Annotated in this window: 21 protein-coding genes and 1 pseudogene; 19 read left to right on the top strand and 3 right to left on the bottom strand. The window is 52.9% G+C overall.

Annotated features, from left to right (window positions below; genetic code table 11):
* Positions 1-34: 34 nt before the first annotated feature.
* The gene (locus HGBM_RS03140; RefSeq protein WP_019119643.1) at positions 35-1,174 is read right to left on the bottom strand and encodes a DUF2087 domain-containing protein; all 1,140 of its coding nucleotides are present in this window, start codon (positions 1,172-1,174) and stop codon (positions 35-37) included.
* Between the two features lie 175 nt (positions 1,175-1,349).
* Here HGBM_RS03140 and HGBM_RS03135 point away from each other — a divergent pair, with 175 nt between their 5' ends.
* The 8 genes and pseudogenes from HGBM_RS03135 (at position 1,350) to HGBM_RS03100 (ending at position 6,930) form a co-directional block, all read left to right on the top strand.
* Positions 1,350-1,583, top strand: coding sequence for a YwbE family protein (locus HGBM_RS03135; protein WP_019119642.1), 234 nt, complete (start codon positions 1,350-1,352; stop codon positions 1,581-1,583).
* Positions 1,584-1,725: 142 nt separating this feature from the next.
* On the top strand, positions 1,726-3,105 hold the full coding sequence (locus HGBM_RS03130) for an aspartate kinase (RefSeq protein ID WP_019119641.1): 1,380 nt from the start codon (positions 1,726-1,728) through the stop codon (positions 3,103-3,105).
* A gap of 246 nt (positions 3,106-3,351) precedes the next feature.
* Complete coding sequence (locus HGBM_RS31495) at positions 3,352-3,699, top strand: metallophosphoesterase family protein (RefSeq protein ID WP_019119640.1); 348 nt, start codon at positions 3,352-3,354, stop codon at positions 3,697-3,699.
* A 6-nt stretch (positions 3,700-3,705) separates the two neighbouring features.
* Positions 3,706-4,050: an MGMT family protein gene (locus tag HGBM_RS03120; protein WP_051029595.1), complete on the top strand. Its 345-nt coding sequence runs from the start codon at positions 3,706-3,708 to the stop codon at positions 4,048-4,050.
* Between the two features lie 61 nt (positions 4,051-4,111).
* Positions 4,112-4,966: a DNA/RNA non-specific endonuclease gene (locus tag HGBM_RS26440; RefSeq protein WP_019119638.1), complete on the top strand. Its 855-nt coding sequence runs from the start codon at positions 4,112-4,114 to the stop codon at positions 4,964-4,966.
* An 8-nt stretch (positions 4,967-4,974) separates the two neighbouring features.
* Positions 4,975-5,133: pseudogene (locus HGBM_RS31490) on the top strand (DUF6530 family protein); the annotation flags it as partial.
* 271 nt (positions 5,134-5,404) lie between these two features.
* A complete protein-coding gene (locus HGBM_RS03105; RefSeq protein WP_019119637.1) occupies positions 5,405-6,100 on the top strand; it encodes a futalosine hydrolase in 696 nt (231 codons plus the stop codon).
* The gene (locus HGBM_RS03100) at positions 6,097-6,930 is read left to right on the top strand and encodes a 1,4-dihydroxy-6-naphtoate synthase (protein WP_019119636.1); all 834 of its coding nucleotides are present in this window, start codon (positions 6,097-6,099) and stop codon (positions 6,928-6,930) included. Before HGBM_RS03105 ends, HGBM_RS03100 begins: the two co-directional genes overlap by 4 nt.
* A gap of 97 nt (positions 6,931-7,027) precedes the next feature.
* On the opposite strand, the gene HGBM_RS03095 is transcribed toward HGBM_RS03100, so the two are convergent.
* Positions 7,028-7,684: a response regulator gene (locus tag HGBM_RS03095; RefSeq protein ID WP_019119635.1), complete on the bottom strand. Its 657-nt coding sequence runs from the start codon at positions 7,682-7,684 to the stop codon at positions 7,028-7,030.
* Between the two features lie 195 nt (positions 7,685-7,879).
* Between HGBM_RS03095 and HGBM_RS03090 the strand changes: the two genes are divergently transcribed.
* Positions 7,880-8,566 carry a sulfite exporter TauE/SafE family protein gene (locus HGBM_RS03090; protein WP_019119634.1) on the top strand — a complete coding sequence of 229 codons (687 nt, stop codon included), beginning with the start codon at positions 7,880-7,882 and terminating at the stop codon, positions 8,564-8,566.
* Between the two features lie 7 nt (positions 8,567-8,573).
* Here the strand turns inward: HGBM_RS03090 and HGBM_RS28730 are convergent, their stop codons facing one another.
* The gene (locus HGBM_RS28730; protein ID WP_019119633.1) at positions 8,574-9,026 is read right to left on the bottom strand and encodes a FixH family protein; all 453 of its coding nucleotides are present in this window, start codon (positions 9,024-9,026) and stop codon (positions 8,574-8,576) included.
* Positions 9,027-9,188: 162 nt separating this feature from the next.
* On the opposite strand from HGBM_RS28730, the gene HGBM_RS03080 reads away from it, so the two are divergent.
* The 10 genes from HGBM_RS03080 (at position 9,189) to HGBM_RS03035 (ending at position 19,095) form a co-directional block, all read left to right on the top strand.
* Positions 9,189-11,378 carry a heavy metal translocating P-type ATPase gene (locus tag HGBM_RS03080; RefSeq protein WP_019119632.1) on the top strand — a complete coding sequence of 730 codons (2,190 nt, stop codon included), beginning with the start codon at positions 9,189-9,191 and terminating at the stop codon, positions 11,376-11,378.
* Positions 11,379-11,520: 142 nt separating this feature from the next.
* Positions 11,521-11,721, top strand: a complete 201-nt coding sequence (locus HGBM_RS31265) for a hypothetical protein (RefSeq protein WP_026074172.1) — start codon at positions 11,521-11,523, stop codon at positions 11,719-11,721.
* 161 nt (positions 11,722-11,882) lie between these two features.
* The gene (locus HGBM_RS03070; RefSeq protein WP_019119630.1) at positions 11,883-13,175 is read left to right on the top strand and encodes an ArgE/DapE family deacylase; all 1,293 of its coding nucleotides are present in this window, start codon (positions 11,883-11,885) and stop codon (positions 13,173-13,175) included.
* Positions 13,176-13,205: 30 nt separating this feature from the next.
* Positions 13,206-14,465 carry an ABC transporter substrate-binding protein gene (locus tag HGBM_RS03065; protein WP_019119629.1) on the top strand — a complete coding sequence of 420 codons (1,260 nt, stop codon included), beginning with the start codon at positions 13,206-13,208 and terminating at the stop codon, positions 14,463-14,465.
* 39 nt (positions 14,466-14,504) lie between these two features.
* The gene (locus tag HGBM_RS03060) at positions 14,505-15,242 is read left to right on the top strand and encodes an ABC transporter ATP-binding protein (RefSeq protein ID WP_019119628.1); all 738 of its coding nucleotides are present in this window, start codon (positions 14,505-14,507) and stop codon (positions 15,240-15,242) included.
* Positions 15,235-15,939, top strand: coding sequence for an ABC transporter ATP-binding protein (locus HGBM_RS03055; protein WP_019119627.1), 705 nt, complete (start codon positions 15,235-15,237; stop codon positions 15,937-15,939). The genes HGBM_RS03060 and HGBM_RS03055 overlap by 8 nt, the downstream gene beginning before the upstream one ends.
* An 11-nt stretch (positions 15,940-15,950) precedes the next feature.
* Positions 15,951-16,820, top strand: a complete 870-nt coding sequence (locus tag HGBM_RS03050; protein WP_019119626.1) for a branched-chain amino acid ABC transporter permease — start codon at positions 15,951-15,953, stop codon at positions 16,818-16,820.
* A 9-nt stretch (positions 16,821-16,829) separates the two neighbouring features.
* Positions 16,830-17,843 (top strand): branched-chain amino acid ABC transporter permease, encoded by a 1,014-nt coding sequence (locus HGBM_RS03045; RefSeq protein WP_019119625.1) that lies wholly within the window; start codon positions 16,830-16,832, stop codon positions 17,841-17,843.
* A 28-nt stretch (positions 17,844-17,871) separates the two neighbouring features.
* Positions 17,872-18,015 carry a hypothetical protein gene (locus HGBM_RS30180; protein ID WP_019119624.1) on the top strand — a complete coding sequence of 48 codons (144 nt, stop codon included), beginning with the start codon at positions 17,872-17,874 and terminating at the stop codon, positions 18,013-18,015.
* A gap of 186 nt (positions 18,016-18,201) precedes the next feature.
* On the top strand, positions 18,202-19,095 hold the full coding sequence (locus HGBM_RS03035) for a carbon-nitrogen hydrolase family protein (RefSeq protein ID WP_019119623.1): 894 nt from the start codon (positions 18,202-18,204) through the stop codon (positions 19,093-19,095).
* The last annotated feature ends 68 nt before the right edge of the window (positions 19,096-19,163 follow it).

Below are 19,163 nucleotides of genomic sequence, written 5' to 3'. Positions count from 1 at the left end.
TCGCAGCTCTGCCGCTGCAACAATTCCAAGTGTATTACCTTCTTGCGGGCTGGGAGTTGTAGCCTCTGTCGCCATAGGGCTTCAGCTTTTCCAGCCATTTTTCCTCCAGCTTTGCCAATTCGTCCGCAGCGTTCCAGAAGGCGTCTTCTTTCACCTTCAAGATCTCCAACACCTCGAAAACGAAGGCTTCTTCGCCGTATTCATTCCATTCCTTTTGCAGCGCTTTGTTTACGTGCGAACCGTTTTGCAGCTGGAACCTCTTTCCGTTCATGGTCTTCAGGTTCATCGTGCTGTCGATCAGGACCTTTTGATTTTTCGTATTCTTGATCTGGTAGACGCCGGCCTCGGTTTTCATTTCCTTGTACTGCAGCTTCAGTTCTTTCTTTCTGTCCATCTGCTCGCCCGCCTCCCCTGTCTCATTTGTCTTCAGCCAATACTCGCTGCCATCCGGTTCCCTTTCCAGGAACGAGTAATCGATTAAAATTCTTCTCAGCAAGACGTAGTCATCATACACATCCTGCAAAATGTGGTTGACTTCCTTTTCGTCATACGTCCGTCCGCTTTCAAAGCGCTTGGCGACCTCCTGCAGGACAACCAGCTTGTGTTTTTCCTTCCGGGGGAGGCTGTACAGGGGGCCGTCCGTCCCTTCCGGAAAGTATTTTCGCAAGATCTGTTGTCTTTCATCCTGTGCAGCAGGGGAGGGAGCAGACGCGTTGCTGCCTTTTTTGGCCGAGCCGAGCGCAGCCGGGGCGTGTTTATCCCTCTCTTTTAAGAGTTCCATCACAGCCAAAAACACCCTGGATTGACGTTCTTTTTCCTTCAATACGAAGCGGTGATTGCGAATGGTGGAAGCACTTCCGATCCCCAGCTCTTTTTGGATTTCGGCATCGCTTTTTCCCTGGTAAAACAGCCGCAGCAGAAGAGTCTGATGCTCAGTTAAACCCGTCAATTTCCTATCCAGCTGGGTCAGGAAATCGAAGACGGAATGATGAACGTCATCGATATGGCGCCGCATATACCTTTCCGCTTCATAGAGAACGCCGTCAGCGGGGTAGACGATCCCTGTCTCAACCTGCTCGCCGCAGAGCAGGCAGACATAATGATCGCCTTCCAGAATGTAGCCGCGTTTCAATTCTTCCAAGGTAGCATTCCAAAACGATTCGGAAACACTCATAAAACAAACACACCCTTATAACGTTTGTATCATAATAGACAATTTACTATTTAGTCTAGGATAAGTCAAGCAACCCTGATTTTGGCCGCGGTCGTTGGCCGGGCGTTTGCGAAATTCCCGTCCCTTTTCCTTCGCCGCGATAATTGCTAACCTGGGAGGAGGGCAGACATTTGACATGAAAAGGAGCACTCCAGACCAAATGACGAACAAACACGGACAACATCGCAAAGACATCCACCCAGGTCGCGAGGTAGAGATCATTTTGAAAAAAGATCAAAAAACCGGGAAGACAACACGCGGGATTGTGAAAGACATCCTCACGAATTCAGCTCATCACCCGCGGGGAATCAAGGTTCGCCTCCAGGACGGGCAAATCGGCAGGGTTCAGGCGATTATCGAGAAATCGTAAATGATTCGTGTCCACCCCAAAAGAACACTTGTCTTTTTGCAAAAAGTCATTTAACCTAGACTCATGTGCATGGATAGCCAATTGCATACAAATGACGACAAAGAGCTTTTCACAGCTTGGATAGATAGTGGAGGAGACGGAGATGAAAGTAGCAAAATTCGGGGGAACCTCACTTGCGAGCGCAGCCCAGATCAGGAAAGTGTGTGACATCATCAGAGCGGATGCCGAGCGGCGTTTGGTCGTGGTTTCGGCACCGGGAAAACGATTCAAAGAAGACATCAAAGTGACGGATCTCTTGATCGCCTACGGGGAAAAATACCTCGCCGATGGCCAGGCAGAAGAGATCAAACAGAAGATTTTCCAACGTTATACAGAAATTGCCGAGGAGCTTCAGCTTTCCCGGGAGGTCACGGAAACGCTCACGGCCGACCTGCAGGAAATCCTGACGGCAAAAAACACCGCGGACGCTGCCCGGTTTATCGATGCAGTAAAAGCGGCAGGTGAGGACACTTGCGCCAAGCTGGTGGCTCATTATCTGAGGAGCCTGGGCGAAGAAGCCGAGTATGTAAATCCTCTCGACGCAGGGCTGTTCGTCACGGATGAAGCCGGAAACGCTCAAGTCCTGCCTGAATCATACGAACGGCTGCGCGCTTTGCGGGACCGCAAAGGAATCGTGATTTTCCCCGGTTTTTTTGGATATACGAAAGAAGGAATCCTGGTCACATTTTCCCGGGGCGGCTCAGACATCACCGGCTCGATCCTGGCGGCAGCCGTCAAGGCGGACTTGTACGAAAATTTCACCGACGTCGACTCCGTTTATGCCGTCAATCCGAATTTGGTGAAGCATCCCAAAGAAATTCGCGTAATCACATACCGCGAGATGAGAGAGCTTTCTTACGCGGGCTTTACCGTGTTTCACGAGGAAGCGCTGCTTCCGGCATACCGTGCGGGGATTCCAGTGTGCGTAAAAAACACGAACAACCCAAGCGCTCCCGGCACGATGATCGTATCGGAGAGAGAGGCCAGCGAAAATCGGGTGTCCGGCATCGCGAGCGACACAGGTTTTTGCAGCATCTATGTCAGCAAGTACCTGCTGCATCGGGAAATCGGGTTTGGCCGGCGCCTGCTGCAAATTCTTGAAGAAGAGGGTTTGTCCTACGAACACACCCCTTCGGGAATCGACAATATTTCCGTCATCCTGCGCAAAAAGGATTTCACCGAAGCCATTCGGTCCCGGGTGGTGGAACGAATTCGCCGGGAATTGCAAGTCGATGATGTTTTTATTGAAGATGACCTGGCTCTCGTCATGATCGTCGGCGAGGGAATGAGACATTCGGTCGGCACTTCCGCCAAAGCGACGGCTGCGCTGGCGAAGGCAAAGGTAAACCTGGAAATGATCAATCAAGGCTCGTCCGAAGTCAGCATGATGTTCGGGGTGAAAGAGGTAGATGCGGACCGGGCCGTCATCGCTTTGTACAACGAGTTTTTTGCCGATCAACAACAATCGCGTCAGGCCATTTGAGCGAAACGACGCAGCCAAGCGGATGCCCTTCTGCCGGAGGGGCATCTTTGTATTTTTTGGAAAAACCGTGTATGATTTTTTGTATTCGATGCGATCAACCAGAGAAGGTGGCTGAGCGCTTGCGGACGAACCCAACCATACATCCCGAATGCGCCAGAGCCATTCGCCGCTTGATGCAGATAAAAAAACCCGAAATTCCAAGACTTCGCAGATTTGCGAACATACGGAAATGACGGGTACTCAGCGATGGGCTGGGAAGAGCTGAAACATGATCTGAATCCAACGACGATGCGGATTGTTGTACAATTTGACGATGAGGCCAACATTTTGTCAGCTTTGCGTTGGGTGGCTCGGGGGCTGCCCGTTTCGTTAGCCATTCGCAAGGTATGGGCCGACCATTCCATGTATGGATACAAGTCGCCAAACAGAGAGGAAGCAAAAAACGAAAAAGAAGGGAATCGCATGAAGCTGGGGATTGTAGCAGATACGCATCTGCGGAAGAAGGGAAAGCAGCTTCCGCCCGCCCTGCTCCGGGGTCTCGCAGGGGTTGACCTGATCCTTCAGAGGCCGCACAGCGAAAAACAAGGATGGTAGATGAGCATGAAGCAGTCTACGGAACGGGCTATTGAGATGATCAAACAGATTCCGCCGGGAAAAGTGATGACATACGGGCAAATCGCGGCATTGGCCGGTAGCCCGAGGGGAGCCAGGCAGGTCGTCAGAATTCTGCACGCCATGAGCAGAAAGCATCGTCTGCCCTGGCACAGAGTGATCAACGCAAAAGGCGAGATCGGGTTAAAGGACGATGAGTTGTACACGATGCAGCTGCTCTATCTCCAGGGGGAAGGCGTTGTGTTTACGGACGATCATCGCGTTAATCTGGCCGTTTGTCAACACCATCCAAGCGGCAGAGATTTGCCGTTCGACCCTGACATGGATGTATAATGGATACAAAGGGAGTCCAGCTCCTAAAGACCATGTAAACGGGAGAGGAGAGGACAGCGCGATGACGGGTTACGATCCTTTTTTTCTCGGAGAGGAGGTTCCGCTGCCCCGCTTGCAGGGAAAAACGGCGGAAGATGCGCTGCAGGATGGCAGAGTGTATGACTTTACCCACTTTTCGATTGTGATGAACGCAAGGCGAAAATTCGCGGTCTATTCTGCCGCGTGCGTGGATGAAGGCCAATTTTTGGAGATCCCGAGGAAGAACAAGTCGTGGCACTTCGATGAGCGGATCGGCGCAGAATATCAAGTCGGCCCTGAATACTACGTCCAGAACGACTACGACAGGGGGCATTTGACGCGCAGAAAAGACGTCTGCTGGGGAACGCGCCCGGAAGCGGAAAAAGCCAACTATGACTCGTTTTGTTACGCCAATATTGTCCTGCAGCACCACAATTTCAACACGGGGATCTGGAACTGCCTGGAGGACTGGATTCTCCATCGTCTGAAAAGCGGGAAAAGAATGCTCGTGATCACCGGTCCGATTTACAAGGAAACAGATGAAGAGTACTGCGGCGTCAACGACAGGCCCGGCTGCCAGATAAAAGTTCCGTTCGGCTTTTGGAAGAGTGTTTTTTTTGTGAGCCGGCAACATCGCATCACAAGCTTGTCGTTCGTCATCCGGCAAAGTCCGGATCGTTTGAACGAAGCCTGCGAATATCAACACCTGGAAACGTATCAGGTGCCGCTTGGTACCATAACCAGAGAGACAGGGCTGCTGTTCAAGCCCGGCCTCTATGAAGCAGACCCGCTGTTTGCGGCGGTCAGCGGCCTGACGGAAGCAGGGTTTGCGCCTGCGCTTGTCAGACAGGTGATTCGCCAGGCGGCTGATCTGGTCATGGACAGGGAGGGTTCTTGAAAATCGGAGTGTGGAGGCATACAGGGGAAAAATGGTCCAGACAGTCTGAGGAGTTACCTCTGCACCGTGTACTCGACCTTGCCATCCGGTTTGCAGGGCCAAACTCTATTTCAAGGAGGCTTATCGACGAAAAGTTGTATGAGGCCGAAAAACCTGTTATCGATCGGGTCGGGTTGCAATAAGCCGCCGAAGATTTGATATTTTGCTTTGCATCTGAGCATAGCCCAAAACGAATGATACCCTCCATAAGCCGATCATTTCCCAACCGCTGGGAAATCGGCTTTTTCTTTTTCAAAACTCCGTACGAAGAAACCTCTTTACATAAGTCTGAGATAGCGCTAACGTTGAAAGGGAGAGCTTGGACGGGCAATGGGAACATCCTTTTGCCCTGAACCAGCGAGGGTCCCATTGCATCCTACATCAAAGGAGATTGGAAACGTGAATGTAGAAAGTACCCCAGAAACCTCAGACTCCCGTCAACAGGAAGCGGGGAGGCGCGTGCTGGTGATGACCTCTGTCCCGGCCGAACGGGACGCTGTACTGCGCGGCCTGCGCGGATCCAGCCGATTTGACGTCGTCGCAGGAGGCGTCGGACCAGCGGCGGCGGCGGCCAGCACAGCAGCGGTATTGGCCGCTGATCGGTACAGCCTGGTGATCTGCGCCGGAATCGCCGGCGGTTTTTCCGGCATAGCGGAGCTGGGCTCGATCGTGGTGGCGAGCGAGATTGTCGCCGCCGACCTGGGTGCGGAGACACCGGAAGGTTTTTGCAGCCTGGACAAGCTTGGATTCGGAACCGCCCGCATCCCGGTTGACAGCGATCTCGCCGCCCGAGTAGCCGAGGCGATGCAGGCCGCCGGGCTGGCCGCCAAGACTGGCCCCGTACTCACGGTATCGACGGTGACAGGTACGGCCGAGACTGCTGACGAACTGGCCAAACGAGTGGCGGGCGCAGCCGCCGAGGCGATGGAAGGGTACGGCGTCGCGACCGCAGCGCATCAACAGAGACTGCCGATTCTGGAAATTCGGTCCATATCCAACCAGGTCGGCCCACGCAACCGGGCAGCCTGGCGAATCGAAGAAGCTTTGCGCGCGCTGGAATCTGCAAGCTCAGTATTACGGGAGGTATTACCATGAAGATTGCTTTTTCCCCATGTCCCAATGACACCTTTGTCTTTCACGCGTGGGTGCACGGACTCGTGCCCGGTGCGCCGAAGCTGGACGTCACGTATGCAGACATCGATATCACCAATGGCCTGGCAACTCGTCCCGACGGGCCGGAGGTGCTCAAGATATCGTATGCAGCCCTGCCTTGGGTCTTGTCTGATTACGCGCTGCTGCCATGTGGCGGGGCGCTTGGCAGAGGCTGCGGTCCTCTGGTACTGACCAAAGGCGGCGGCACGGCTGATCCGGCTGTGCTGTCTGGCCGCCGGGTAGCGGTGCCGAGTGAGCGGTCGACGGCCTACCTGTTGTTCCGACTGTGGGCAGCCCAAAACGTCCCGGGGGGCGTGGGCGAGATTGTCGTGATGCCGTTCCACCAGATCATGCCGGCTGTCCGTGACGGTCTGATCGATGCCGGGCTGGTGATCCACGAGGCTCGTTTCACTTATCCTGCTTACGGATTGGCCCTCCTTGCCGACCTCGGCAGCTGGTGGGAGGCCGACACAGGCCTGCCGATACCGCTTGGTGCCATCATCGCCCGCCGGACACTTGATTTGGACGCGATCGCGGGCTGGACGCGCGCATCGGTCGAATACGCCTGGGCCCACCCGGAGGTGTCGCAAGAGTACGTGATGTCTCACGCTCAGGAGCTGGCTCCCGAGGTGGCAAGGGCCCACATCGATCTGTACGTAAACAAGTTTACCGCCGATTTGGGCGAGGACGGGTACGCAGCGGTAACCGCCCTGCTCGACCGGGCCGCGCGGGAAGGGCTTGTGCCGGAAGTGGATTTGGCCGCGCTGCGATAACAGGATCGAAAGCAAGAGAGTCGCGCCGCTTCAACGCCATCGCGCAGTTGAAGCCGGCGTATTTTTTTGCCGACAGCGGCCGCTGCCTTCCCGGGATCTACTTCTGTCCCTGCCTGGTTAAACCGTGTCTTACGGCGTAAGAGGCAAGCTGCACGCGGTTTTCGAGCTGCAGCTTCTCCAACAGATTTTTGATGTGATTTTTGACGGTATTTTCCGCGATCACGAGGGTCTTGGCTATCTCCCGATTGGTGACGCCAGAGGCGACGTATTTCAGGATTTCTTTTTCTCGGGAGGTCAGGACACTGGGGAGAGGATCTTCATTCGTCCCTTCGCGAAACTGGTAAAAAATTCGTCCGGCGAGCTCGCGTGAAGTCTCCGTATTCCCTTGAATCAGCGAATGCAGATAGGCCAGCCAGTCATCCGGGTCCATGTTTTTCAACAGGTATCCTTGGGCCCCCAGCTGGATCGCGGCAAACAGATCCTTGATGTTGTCGGATACGCTTAAGATGACGATTTTTATGGTTGGAAACGCCTCTTTGATTTTCCTCGTCGCTTCCAAGCCGTCCCATACGGGCATGTGAATGTCCATTAACACGAGGTCAGGTAATTGTTGGCGGCATAATTCGAATGCTTCAGGACCGGTGGTTGCCTCGCCGACAATCGTAAACAAATCACTCTCAGCCAGCACAGAGCGAATGGCTTCCCGCGCATGGGGATGATCGTCTGCCAGAATGACGCGACAGGTTGCGCTCAACGAAACTCTCTCCTTTTTGCTGGTTTGCAAAACACCCAGTTTCTATCATACGAAACGGTACATCCTGAAGAAATAGCTCAAACGAGCCAGCTTGAAAAGGCGTCGGTCCTCGTATGATTAGTTATGATATCACGAAACGGTACGCGAATGGCTGCTGATCGTGCAAACGCCAACAACGGGGCGGGGGAGACGAGTATGTATGGAAGCATTTATGAGTATCTGTTGGTCATGCTGACCGGCTTGGCCAGCGCTCCACACTGCATCGGGATGTGCGGGGGGATCATGTCTGCCTGGACACTGCATTCAAATGCCCCCCTGCTGCAAACAGTCATGGCCTATAATCTCGGCCGGATCATGACTTATACGGCTGTAGGCGCGTGTATGGGCTTTGTCGGTTCGTTTGTCGGCGTGGCCGGCAGGCTCGTGGGGGTACAAGGAGCAGCCAATATACTGGGCGGGCTGTTTATTCTGCTCTGGGTAGGCAGAAAGCTTGCCATTCCCTTGGCCAAATGGAGCCCCCTGCGGCTTCCTGCGGTTCAGCGGATGCTCTCCCGGACAAAAGGTGAAACGGCCTTGGCGCCTATCTTTATCAGCGGCCTTTTGCTCGGATTCTTGCCCTGCGGCTTAACGTATGCCATGCAGATGAAAGCGGCTGCGACGGGGAACATCTGGGAGGGGGCCTCGACATTGGCCTGTTTCGGCCTGGGTACACTGCCGGCTTTACTCTGTACCGGGGTGCTTTCCGTCGTGCTCGGGAAGGCGCTGCGGACAAAGGTACTGCTCTTCGCCAACGCTCTCGCTGCCTGCATCGGCTTTGTCCTGATCATGCGGGGCCTGGTCATGAGCGGCTGGATGCCCAGTATAAATCCCTGGCTTTGGTGAGCCGGCATCAGGGCTGTGCATCGAAGCCAAACTCGGAGGCGATGGTTTGGCCGTCCTTTTCCACGACAATCTGCGCGACCCATCGGCCCACCATCGTGGGAATCAGCTTTGCGGTAAAGACACCGTCCGGCCCGCGCTCCGCTGAAAACAACAGTTCGCCGTGATCCATTTCCGGCATAGACAGCTTTACCGTCACTACAGCGTCTTTCATCCCTTCTGCCTGCTCGCTTGGCAGGGAAATCTGCAGTTCGTTTTCCATGAGAATTTTGACCGGCTCCGACACCAGCTTGATTTGCAGCCCATCCTCTTGTGCGCTTGCCGCTGTCTGTTCAGGATGAGCGTCTGCCGGGGCTGCTGCTGCGGCATGTTGATGTCCTTGTGCAGAACAGGCGGCGATCCAGGGTATCCCTGCTGCCAGCACGATCAAAAGAATCCCAAGGTATCTGCTGCTTCCGGCCATACGCGATCTCTCCTTTGTAAGATAGAATTTTCTATATATAGGTATTCATTCTTATTATTTCTTATTCAGTATAAAAATGAGATTCTCTTTTCCCCCGGCGCGCATATGATGTTCGTAACGGACATGCTCGAGACATAGCGGGTTCCAGGAGGGGACGTTTTCGTGGGAATATCCAGGCAAGTAACCTTGCATATTTCGGGGATGACCTGTGCGGCTTGTGCCAACCGCATTGAAAAAGTCCTCGGCAAGCTAAACGGAGTAGAAACCGTGCAAGTGAACCTCGCAATTGAAAAGGCGACGATTTCCTACCAGCCTGACGTCATCAATCAGGCAGACATAACGGGAAGAATCGAAAAACTGGGGTATAAAGCGACAGAAGAGCAGGAAGACAAACACCTGCATGAAATCAACAGGCTAAAGCAAAAGTGCCTGATCTCCGCCGTTTTGTCCATTCCCTTGATCTGGTCGATGGTCTCTCATTTTCCCTTGGCTGCATCGTCGGTTTGGGTGCCTGCCTTGTTCGAAAACGCCTTTTTTCAGCTTGCCATAACGTTTCCCATTCAGTTTTGGATTGGTTTTTCCTTTTACGAGGGGGCCTGGAGGGCATTGAAGAACAGGTCCGCCAACATGGACCTGCTGGTTGTGTTAAGCACGTCCTCCGCCTTTTTTTACAGCCATTCCTTAACCGTGCAGTCCGTCGGCAGCCCTTCGCAGCATGTGACGCTGTACTATGAGACAAGTGCCGTGATCATCACTTTTCTGTTGATCGGAAAACTTCTCGAGGCGACTGCGAAGGGGCGGACGGTTCAGGCGATCAAAAGCCTGTACCAGCTGCAGCCCAAATCGGCCGTGATTCTGCGCGGCGGCGAGCATCTGACAATTCCGATCGAACAATTGGCAGCGGGAGATATTTTTATCGTGAGGCCCGGGGAGAGAGTGGCCACCGATGGAATTGTCGTTCGCGGCAATTCCACCCTTGATGAATCGATGATCACGGGGGAGAGCATCCCTGTTGAAAAACAAGCGGGGAGTTTTGTCATTGGAGCGACGTTGAACCAGAACGGCCTGCTGCAAGTAAAGGCAGTGAAAATCGGCGGGGAAACGGCACTGTCGCAAATCATCAAAGTGGTGGAAGAAGCCCAGAGCAAGAAGGCTCCGATTCAGAGGTACGCCGATGAGCTGACGGAAATATTCGTCCCGCTTGTGGTTATGATTGCGGCCAGCACCTTTTTGGCCTGGTACTTCCTGCTGCGCCCGGGCGATTTTGGCGATTCGCTGGAAAAGGCAATGGCGGTGCTGATCATCGCCTGCCCTTGTGCGCTTGGACTGGCCACACCTACTTCCATTTTGGTCGCTTCTGGACGGGGGGCCCGGTCGGGGATTTTATTCAAGCGAGGAGAACATCTGGAAACCCTGCAGAAAGTGGATACCGTCGTCCTGGACAAAACCGGCACGGTCACCAAAGGGAAGCCGGAGATAACCGATGTCTACTGCCAGGGCGAAACATCGGCGTTCCTGCAGCTCGTCGCCGCTGCAGAAACGGGTTCCCCGCATCCCTTCGCTGCGGCGATCGTACAGACCGCTGCAAAACGAGGGCTGCCGAGGCTGCGGGCCGCCGAGTCCCAAACCGTCCCCGGCTACGGGGTCAAAGCGGTTGTGGAGGGGAAACAGGTCATCATCGGTTCAGAAAAACTGATGATCAGGGAAGGAATTGCCATAGAGGGAACAGATTCGCTGGTGAACCAACTGCAGTTCGCGGGAAAAACCGTCCTGTACGTCGCCGTCGATCGGCAGCTTGCCGGCCTGCTTGCCGCCGCCGATACGGTCAAGGAGGGGGCCCGAGAAGTCGTCCGCCGGTTACGGAAAATGGGGAAAGAGGTAATTATGGTGACAGGAGACCATCAGATGGCATCGACAGCCGTCGCCAAAAAAATCGGAATACACAGGGTTTATTCCGGCATGCTGCCGGAGGAGAAGGCAGCGATCATCGAAAAGTGGAAGCAGCAAGGGAGAACCATCGCAATGGTGGGGGATGGCATGAATGACGCACCGTCCCTGACCGCGGCTGACGTGGGCATCGCGCTCGGCACCGGAACCGACATCGCGATCGAAGCCGCCGACGTCATCATAATGCAAGAGGATGTGCGGGCGATTTCAGACGCCATTCGGCTGAGTCAAAAAACCATCGCCAATATCAAACAAAACATGTTTTGGGCCTTGGCGTACAACTCCCTCGGCATCCCGCTCACGATGCTCGGGTACTTGTCCCCCTGGCTGGCCGGAGCTGCAATGGCGTTCAGTTCCATCTCGGTCGTGTTGAATTCGCTGCGCTTAAAACGCGTACACCTGTAGACGCGGGATGTACAACCTCCTCCCTCGTTTCCCATTCATGACAGTTTCTTTACGTTTGCACACGCTGAAGGTTATAATAGGCAAGCATCTGTTATAATGCAGCTATACTTACATTTTTGTTTAGAGGGATGGTGTGTCCGGCATGGGCATCGTAAATTTTTCGCTTTTGTCATGGGATTTGTTTTTGATTGGCGCTGCCTATTTCATGATAACCGGCCTTTTGTTCAGCTTCGGTTTTCTTCGCCTGTTTCAGCGGCACATACGCAGCGGCGTCCTGCTGCTGCTCGGCTCTGTGGTCAGCACCGCGGTATTTTTGTCTATTATTTTCAAGCATTACGTATAGTCACCGGGGCGAACCACAAGTGGACCTTGGTCAAAAAGCTTTCTTAAGGATATCTTAAGAAGGCTTTTTTTACTTGTAAGCTAAATTTTATCTGAATTTTCCATCCGGTGAAAACATAGCTTTAATATCGTAAAGAATGCCCTTTAAAAAGGAGGAACAACATGCTAAGAAAGGACAAGTCAGCGGTATTTGAGGAGGTAATGGACAAGATCGACTCACTCTGGGAAGAGGAAGTGGCTTTTCTGCAAAAGATTGGCCGATACCCCAGTACATTGGGGAATGAAGCAAGCGTACAGCATTTTATCGCCGATTATTTCAGCAGCGAACTAGGTCTGGAAACCGATGTGTTTGTCCCCGATCATAAAATAATTTCAAAGCTCCCCGGCTACTCCCCAGTCGAGTGGTCGTACGAGGGCAGACCTGTAGTGGTAGGTAAGTGGCAGACTGAAGGGCCGAAAACCGGCAGAAGCTTGATTTTACAAGGACATGTGGATGTGGTTAGTCCCGAACCTGTTGCGTTTTGGAATTATGATCCGTGGGGCTCAACGATCGAAGGAGACAAAATGTATGGGCGGGGCCTGCAAGATATGAAATCGGGAATTGCCGCCATGATCTTTGCCGTAAAGGCGATAAAAGAGAAAGGAGTGAAGCTGGGAGCCGATGTTTTGCTGGAAACGGTGATTGAAGAAGAATGCACCGGCAACGGAGCCCTTGCGACGTTGGCAAGAGGCTATGTGGCTGACGGCGCCTTGATACCAGAGCCGTTCGGGCCGACCGCGCTGACAGCTCAAGTCGGGGTCATCTGGATGAGGGTCAGGGTGAGAGGAGCAGGAGCCCATGTGGAAAGAGCCGACCGGGCGGTAAATGCGATTCAAAAGTCGTACGTGCTGATCAACGCCCTTGATGAGTACCGCCGTTATATCAATGGGTTGCCCAAGCATCCAAGCTTTCAAAATCACAGTCATCCATTAAATGTAAATGTAGGTATCATTCGTTCCGGAGACTGGGCTTCGAATGTCCCCTCGCTGTGCACGTTTGAAGCGCGGATCGGTTTGTACCCGGGACAAGACCCGCAGCAGGTGAAAGACGAAGTAAAATCATGGCTGCTAGAGGCCGCAAAGCAAGATCCTTGGCTGATTCAGGCAGAGCCGGAGATTACGTTTTACGGGTTCCACGCGGAAGGCGTTGCACTGGATCGGGATCTGGAGATTTTCCGCGTGTTGGAAAGCGCGCATGAAAGGACGACTTCTCAAAAGCTGCAGTATGCCGCTGCCACAGCCACGACCGATATCCGTTTCTACAATCTATATTACGGGATCCCCGCGACTTGTTACGGCCCGACCGGGGGGAACATGCACGGAGTGGATGAATGGGTCGATCTGCCCAGTGTCAAAGCCGTAACGAAGACCTATGCTGCGTTCATTCTCGAATGGTGCGATATGAGAGAATCATGAACAGGCGATGAAAATCAAGGGGTGACCAAAATGAACGTGAAAAAATGGCTTGGGCTGGCAGCTGTCCACGTATTGGCGGCAATGGGCGCATTAACCGGCTGCTCATCAAACGCAGGATCGACTGCCGAAGAGATACGCATTGGCGCCATTGCCCCATTAACCGGGCCGGCAGCCAATGCCGGCGTCGCTCTTCAACAGGGGATCGAGTTGGCTGCTGAAGAATGGAACGCCAAGGGAGGAATTGAAGTAGACGGCAAAAAGCTGCCGATAAAGGTGTTTTTTGAAGACTCGCAGAGCAAACCCGAACAAGGAGTGAGCGGCGCGGAGAAGCTGATTAACCAGCAAAAGGTTCACCTGCTGATCGGGGACGCTTTTGCCAGTTCCGTGACGATGTCTGTGATGGATTTGGCATCCCAATACGAAATTCCCATCTTGAGCGGCGAACCCGTCAGCGAAGCGATCGCCGAGAAGGTGGAGAAGGACCCGGAAAAGTACCAATTTTTCTGGAAGGGGAATTTCGGCAGTTCTGCCTACGCCGAGACCGTTTTTGAAACCTATAAATACCTGGAGGCGAACAAGCAATACACCCCCAAAACGAAAACGGTCGCCTTTGTCGTTGAGGATACGGACTACGGGCGTTCCAACGCTGACGTAACCGGCAAACTGTTTGAACATGACGGATGGAAGATCGCCGCCGCCGAGACCGTGCAGTTGGGCTATACCGATTTTTATCCGCAGCTGTCCAAGCTTCATTCCCTGAAGCCTGATGTCATCGTAACCTGCTTTACATCAGTCGCTTCCGGGGTAGCGTTTGTCAAACAATTTCAGGAAACCAAAGCCGGCGCCCTCCATTTGGCCATTTATTATCCTGTTCGTCCGGAATTTATCGAACAGGCGGGCCCTGCCGCAAATAACCTGATTTGGACGCCGCTCAGCTACGATCCCAAGCAAATCGAACGTCAGAAAAAGTTTGCCGAATCCATTCAAAACAAATACAAAGTCGCTTCCACTTCCGACCATGCATCTGGCTACGATGCGATGGTCAATGCGCTGACTGCCATCGAAAAGGCAAAAAGTCTCGATTCAGCGAAAATTGCAAAACAACTATCCAATCTCGAACGGGAGGGGTTATTGGGGAAATATGTCTTCGATCAGAAAAATCACCAGATTAAAGCCGGTGCCGACTACCTGCCAGTGCCCGCAGCGCAGATTCAGAATGGCGAAAATAAGCTCATTTGGCCTGAAAACGTCTCTACATCAAGCCCGGTTCCACAGCCATGGGTGAAGTAGGCGTTTCGATTGGTATCAAACACGCGGAGGAGGAGGCAGATGAGCCATTCACCCCTTTTGCAGGCTCGGCAGATTACGAAAGCCTTTGGCGGATTGGTTGCGCTAAAAGAGACAAGTTTCAGCATTTCCCGACAGGAGATCCTGGGTCTGATCGGACCAAACGGGGCAGGAAAAACAACGCTCTTTAACGTGATCGCCGGTGCATTCACTCCTGATGTGGGAACGATTCTGTACGAAGGCGGGGATATTACAAACATGGGCCCGGATCGGCGCTGCCAGCTGGGAATTGCCCGTACCTTTCAGATCACTCGGCCCTTTTTAAACCTGAGCCTGGTTGACAATGTCACCGTTGGCGCCTACTTCGGAAAAAAGCGAGGAAATCTTCAGGCTGCCAAAAAAAGGGCCGCAGAAGTGCTCGAATTTCTCTCGATGGGAGATCTGCGGCACCAGGAAGCCAAGCAGCTGTCGATCGGGAATCGAAAAAAGCTGGAGTTGGCCCGTGCGCTTGCCACAAATCCCAAGCTTCTGCTGCTGGATGAAGTGATGGGAGGACTCACTCCCACAGAAGCAGCAGAGATGATGGAGATCATCCGAAAAATCAGAGAGACAGGCGTCACGATCATGATGATCGAGCATGTGATGAAGGCGGCCATGGGCCTCTCCGATCGAATGCTGGTTCTGCACTACGGCCAGGTAATCGCCGAGGGGACACCGGCAGAAATTGCGCAAAATCCCTTGGTGATCGAGGCGTATCTTGGGGGCATGAAACATGCTTGACATACAAAATATCGATGTCTATTACGGTGATGTGCAGGTCCTTCATCAAGTATCTCTCACGGTAAAGAAGGGGGAGATCGTCGCCCTGTTAGGCTCGAACGGCGCAGGAAAAACGACCGCGTTGAAGGCGATTTCCGGTTTGCTGCGGCCAAAGAACGGGACGGTCAACGTTCATCATCAGGATATCCGGCACGTTCGGCCCTCCTCCATTATTTGCATGGGGGTGGCCCATGTCCCTGAAGGGAGGCATCTCTTCCCGCAAATGACAGTCGAAGAGAATCTGTTGATGGGGGCTTTTGCAAAGAAATCCTGGGGGCAGCGGAAGGAACGACTGCCTTACATCTACGGGATGTTCCCAAGACTGGCGGAAAGAAAAAAACAAGAAGCCGGCACCTTGTCGGGAGGCGAACAGCAAATGGTTGCCATCGGCCGGGCCTTGATGAGCCGGCCGGAAGTACTGATGCTTGATGAGCCTTCGCTGGGACTCGCACCCAAGATCGTCGAATCGATCTTTGAACTGCTGCAAGACTTGAATCGCCAGGGAATCACCATCCTTTTAGTTGAGCAAAACGCCCATCTCGCGCTGGAGATTTCACATCGAGGATATGTGATGGAGACGGGTAAAATTGTTCTGCAAGGAAGCGGGGAAGAGTTGAAAAATAACGACTATATAAAGAAAGCATACTTGGGTATCTAGGAGGCGAGCTGATGGGTGTACTCGTTGAGCAGCTGCTGAATGGGCTGATTATCGGTTCCATGTATTCGCTTGTTGCCAGTGGATTGTCCCTGATTTGGGGAACGATGAAGATGCTTAACTTCTCCCACGGGGAGTTTTACATGGTCGGCGGGTATTTGATGTATTTTACCAATGTCGCCTCCGGTATGAACCCGCTTCTGGCCTGTGCGCTCAGTCTGGTTGCCGTATTCTTGCTGGGCGTGCTGATCGAAAGAACGGTCATTCACCATCTCCTGGATAAACCCGGCTGGGATATTAGCCCGCTTATCGCGACGATCGGGATCTCTATTTTCATGCAAAACTTCGCCCTGCGTGTCTGGGGCGAGAGATTCAAGAATATTCCGTATTATGCGGACGGAAATGCGAACATTGCCGGGGTTGAAATGTCCTATCAACGCATTTTGATCTTTGTCGTCGCGATCGTGGTCGTGGTGCTCTTCTGGGCCTTTTTGAAGTTTAGCCGGTACGGCATGGCCCTGCGGGCAACCTCCCAGAACCGTGATGCCGCTGCCATTTACGGTGTGAATATTTACGTGATTTACATGATTACATTCGGCATCAGTGCGACGTTGGCCGCACTTGCCGCTGTTATGCTGTCGCCCATCTATTCCGTAAATCCATGGATGGGAGCTCCTCCATTGTTGAAAGCTTTTACGGTAGTGGTTCTGGGTGGTCTGGGGAGCCTGGAAGGCGCGATTATCGGCGGGGTTGTTTTAGGAGTTCTGGAAAGTCTGGGAGTCTTTTTCTTTTCTTCGGAATGGAGGGATGTTGTCGCTTTTACCGTCCTCATCCTCGTCCTCTGGATCAGACCGACAGGACTATTTGGAGCAAAGGCTTGGTGATGACCACACATGGATATTCAAAACCAACAAACTGTGAAGCGCAAAAAGTCCTTCTTTCAAAATGAAACCGGGCTGATGTGGCAATCCAAACCTTTTCTTTATACGGCAGGTATCGTACTTCTGCTAGCCCTGCCGTTATTGATCAAAAACAGCTACACCCTGCACATTCTCATCTTGTCCTTGCTGTTTGCCGTGTTAGCCTTGAGTTGGAATTTGCTTGTCGGATATGCGGGTATCTTTTCGTTTGGACATCATGCCTTCTTCGGGCTTGGCGCCTACGTATCCGCGCTGGGTTCAATGAAACTGGGGATTTCTCCCTGGTTGGGACTTGTTCTGGGCGGGCTTGCTGCCGCCTTGGCCGGGTTGGTTGTCAGTTTGCCGGTACTTCGCTTGCGGGCCGCACCGTATATCGCCATCGTTACCTTGGCATTTGCCGAGATCATCAAACTGGTTGCCAGCAACCTGGTTGACCTGACCCGCGGGGAATTGGGGCTCAATGGAATCGAGTCCTTTGACAAAATAGGCCCGATCAGCTTTACCTTGGCCCACCGGGAAAACAGCTACTACCTCATTTTGCTGATCATGCTTTTGACGGTTTTCGTCATCTATAAAATCATGAAGGGCCCCACCGGCTTTGCCCTAAAAGCGATTCGCGAATCGCAGGATGCGGCCGAAAGTCTCGGAGTGAACGTAACCCGCTACAAGCTGTTTGCCTTTGTCGTCAGTTCCTGTTTGGCTGGCGTCGCCGGATCATTTTACGCTCACTACATTCATACCTTGACACCGACTTCCGTGATGAACATCGACGTGATGATGCAAATTTTGGTCATCACACTCATTGGGGGACTGGGCACCATGATTGGTCCGATAGTGGGTTCGATGGTCTTGGTCATCGGATTGGAGTATATGAGATTTCTTGGCGACTACCGCATGTTGATTTACGGGGCACTTCTCGTCGTGGTCATTCTTTTCCTGCCGGAAGGATTTATGAGAAAACTCTTCCCAAAGGCAAAAGAATTATAACAGATGGTAAAGGAAAGGAAGTTTGCATATGAGCGTGCTGGAGTATGTCATGAAGGTGATTGACGACAGCTGGGAAGAACAGGTTGGCTTTTTGCAGAAGCTTGGGCGATATCCAAGCACCCTGGCTTCTCGCCAGCGGAGTGGAGCCATGCGGGACGTCCGATCGTCGTAGGCAAACTGGCGGCAGATGGCCCGAAAATCGGGAAGAGCCTGATTTTGCAAGGGCAAAATGCACGCGCCCGATGAATGGGTTGATTTGCCCAGTGTGAAGGCTTGCACGAAGACTTACGCCGCATTTATTTTGGATTGGTGTAAGGGAAGAAATGATGGAGATCGGTAAAGAAAGGGGTACAGCGATATGAGTACGATCATGGCGGCTGCTGTCCAAATGGACTCCCAAAGCAACAAGGCAGCGAATTTGCGGCAAGCAGAAAAGCTGATACGTGAGGCAGCAGCGAAGGGAGCAGCGTACATCTGTTTGCCTGAATATTTCAATTTTATCGGACCTGAGGAGGACGAAGAACGAAATGCAGAGGTGGTTCCGACAGGTGCAACGCCTCAGTTACTGAGCCGCCTGGCCAGACAGCTGGGGGTTTGGCTGCACGGCGGAAGCATCCTCGAAAAAGTGGAAGGGATGGAAAAGTACTATAATACGACACTTCTGTTTGACCCACATGGAGAAATCGTTTCCAGGTACCGAAAAATTCACTTGTTTGATGCGCAGATTGAGGATGGATACATGGAATCCAGGACGAAAAATTTTGGGAGTGAAATAGTTGTACACAAGACGAGTTTTGCAACAGTAGGCCTTACCATCTGTCACGATGTCAGGTATCCGGAGCTGTATCGTCTTTTAGCCCTGCAAGGTGCCGAGATCATGACGGTCCCCGCCGCATTCCCCATGTACACCGGCAAGGACCATTGGGAAGTGCTGCTCCGGGCAAGGGCCATCGAAAATCAGGTCTACGTGATTGCTCCCGGCCAGATAGGGGATAAACACGATATGAGGTGTTACGGCCGTTCGATGATCATCGACCCGTGGGGCAATGTGATTGCTTCCGCTTCCGATGTTGAAACGATGGTACTAGCCGAGATCGATACAAGCTTTCTGCAGGAAGTAAGAAGAAAAATGCCCTCGCTGCAGAACAGAAGACCCGAGGTATATTCCTTGGCGATTCGTGAGGGAAACGATCCAACACAATCGAAAGCATGTCTTTTCGCCAGACCCCGTGATGAAAATTGCGGGGTTTGACGATTGTTGGCAGACTCAGAGAACGAAGACAGTGACAGACGCGAAAATGATATCCAAGTGAAAAGGTT

This window comes from Brevibacillus massiliensis, assembly GCF_000311785.1.
Lineage (GTDB): Bacteria > Bacillota > Bacilli > Brevibacillales > Brevibacillaceae > Brevibacillus_C > Brevibacillus_C massiliensis.
Note: the sequence above shows the minus strand (reverse complement) of the source record. Positions and strands in the feature narration are given on the sequence as shown.

What these genes read in the sequence shown, in the direction of transcription:
- HGBM_RS03120 (WP_051029595.1), top strand. Translation starts at nt 3,706, where the DNA reads ATGAAGCAGTCTACGGAACGGGCTATTGAGATGATCAAACAGATTCCG.
- HGBM_RS31265 (WP_026074172.1), top strand. Translation starts at nt 11,521, where the DNA reads ATGGGCATCGTAAATTTTTCGCTTTTGTCATGGGATTTGTTTTTGATT.
- HGBM_RS03045 (WP_019119625.1), top strand. Translation starts at nt 16,830, where the DNA reads ATGGATATTCAAAACCAACAAACTGTGAAGCGCAAAAAGTCCTTCTTT.
- HGBM_RS03060 (WP_019119628.1), top strand. Translation starts at nt 14,505, where the DNA reads ATGAGCCATTCACCCCTTTTGCAGGCTCGGCAGATTACGAAAGCCTTT.
- HGBM_RS03055 (WP_019119627.1), top strand. Translation starts at nt 15,235, where the DNA reads ATGCTTGACATACAAAATATCGATGTCTATTACGGTGATGTGCAGGTC.
- HGBM_RS03070 (WP_019119630.1), top strand. Translation starts at nt 11,883, where the DNA reads ATGCTAAGAAAGGACAAGTCAGCGGTATTTGAGGAGGTAATGGACAAG.
- HGBM_RS31495 (WP_019119640.1), top strand. Translation starts at nt 3,352, where the DNA reads ATGGGCTGGGAAGAGCTGAAACATGATCTGAATCCAACGACGATGCGG.
- HGBM_RS03035 (WP_019119623.1), top strand. Translation starts at nt 18,202, where the DNA reads ATGAGTACGATCATGGCGGCTGCTGTCCAAATGGACTCCCAAAGCAAC.
- HGBM_RS03135 (WP_019119642.1), top strand. Translation starts at nt 1,350, where the DNA reads ATGAAAAGGAGCACTCCAGACCAAATGACGAACAAACACGGACAACAT.
- HGBM_RS03130 (WP_019119641.1), top strand. Translation starts at nt 1,726, where the DNA reads ATGAAAGTAGCAAAATTCGGGGGAACCTCACTTGCGAGCGCAGCCCAG.
- HGBM_RS03065 (WP_019119629.1), top strand. Translation starts at nt 13,206, where the DNA reads ATGAACGTGAAAAAATGGCTTGGGCTGGCAGCTGTCCACGTATTGGCG.
- HGBM_RS03100 (WP_019119636.1), top strand. Translation starts at nt 6,097, where the DNA reads ATGAAGATTGCTTTTTCCCCATGTCCCAATGACACCTTTGTCTTTCAC.
- HGBM_RS26440 (WP_019119638.1), top strand. Translation starts at nt 4,112, where the DNA reads ATGACGGGTTACGATCCTTTTTTTCTCGGAGAGGAGGTTCCGCTGCCC.
- HGBM_RS03140 (WP_019119643.1), bottom strand. Translation starts at nt 1,174, where the DNA reads ATGAGTGTTTCCGAATCGTTTTGGAATGCTACCTTGGAAGAATTGAAA.
- HGBM_RS03090 (WP_019119634.1), top strand. Translation starts at nt 7,880, where the DNA reads ATGTATGGAAGCATTTATGAGTATCTGTTGGTCATGCTGACCGGCTTG.
- HGBM_RS03050 (WP_019119626.1), top strand. Translation starts at nt 15,951, where the DNA reads ATGGGTGTACTCGTTGAGCAGCTGCTGAATGGGCTGATTATCGGTTCC.
- HGBM_RS28730 (WP_019119633.1), bottom strand. Translation starts at nt 9,026, where the DNA reads ATGGCCGGAAGCAGCAGATACCTTGGGATTCTTTTGATCGTGCTGGCA.
- HGBM_RS30180 (WP_019119624.1), top strand. Translation starts at nt 17,872, where the DNA reads ATGAGCGTGCTGGAGTATGTCATGAAGGTGATTGACGACAGCTGGGAA.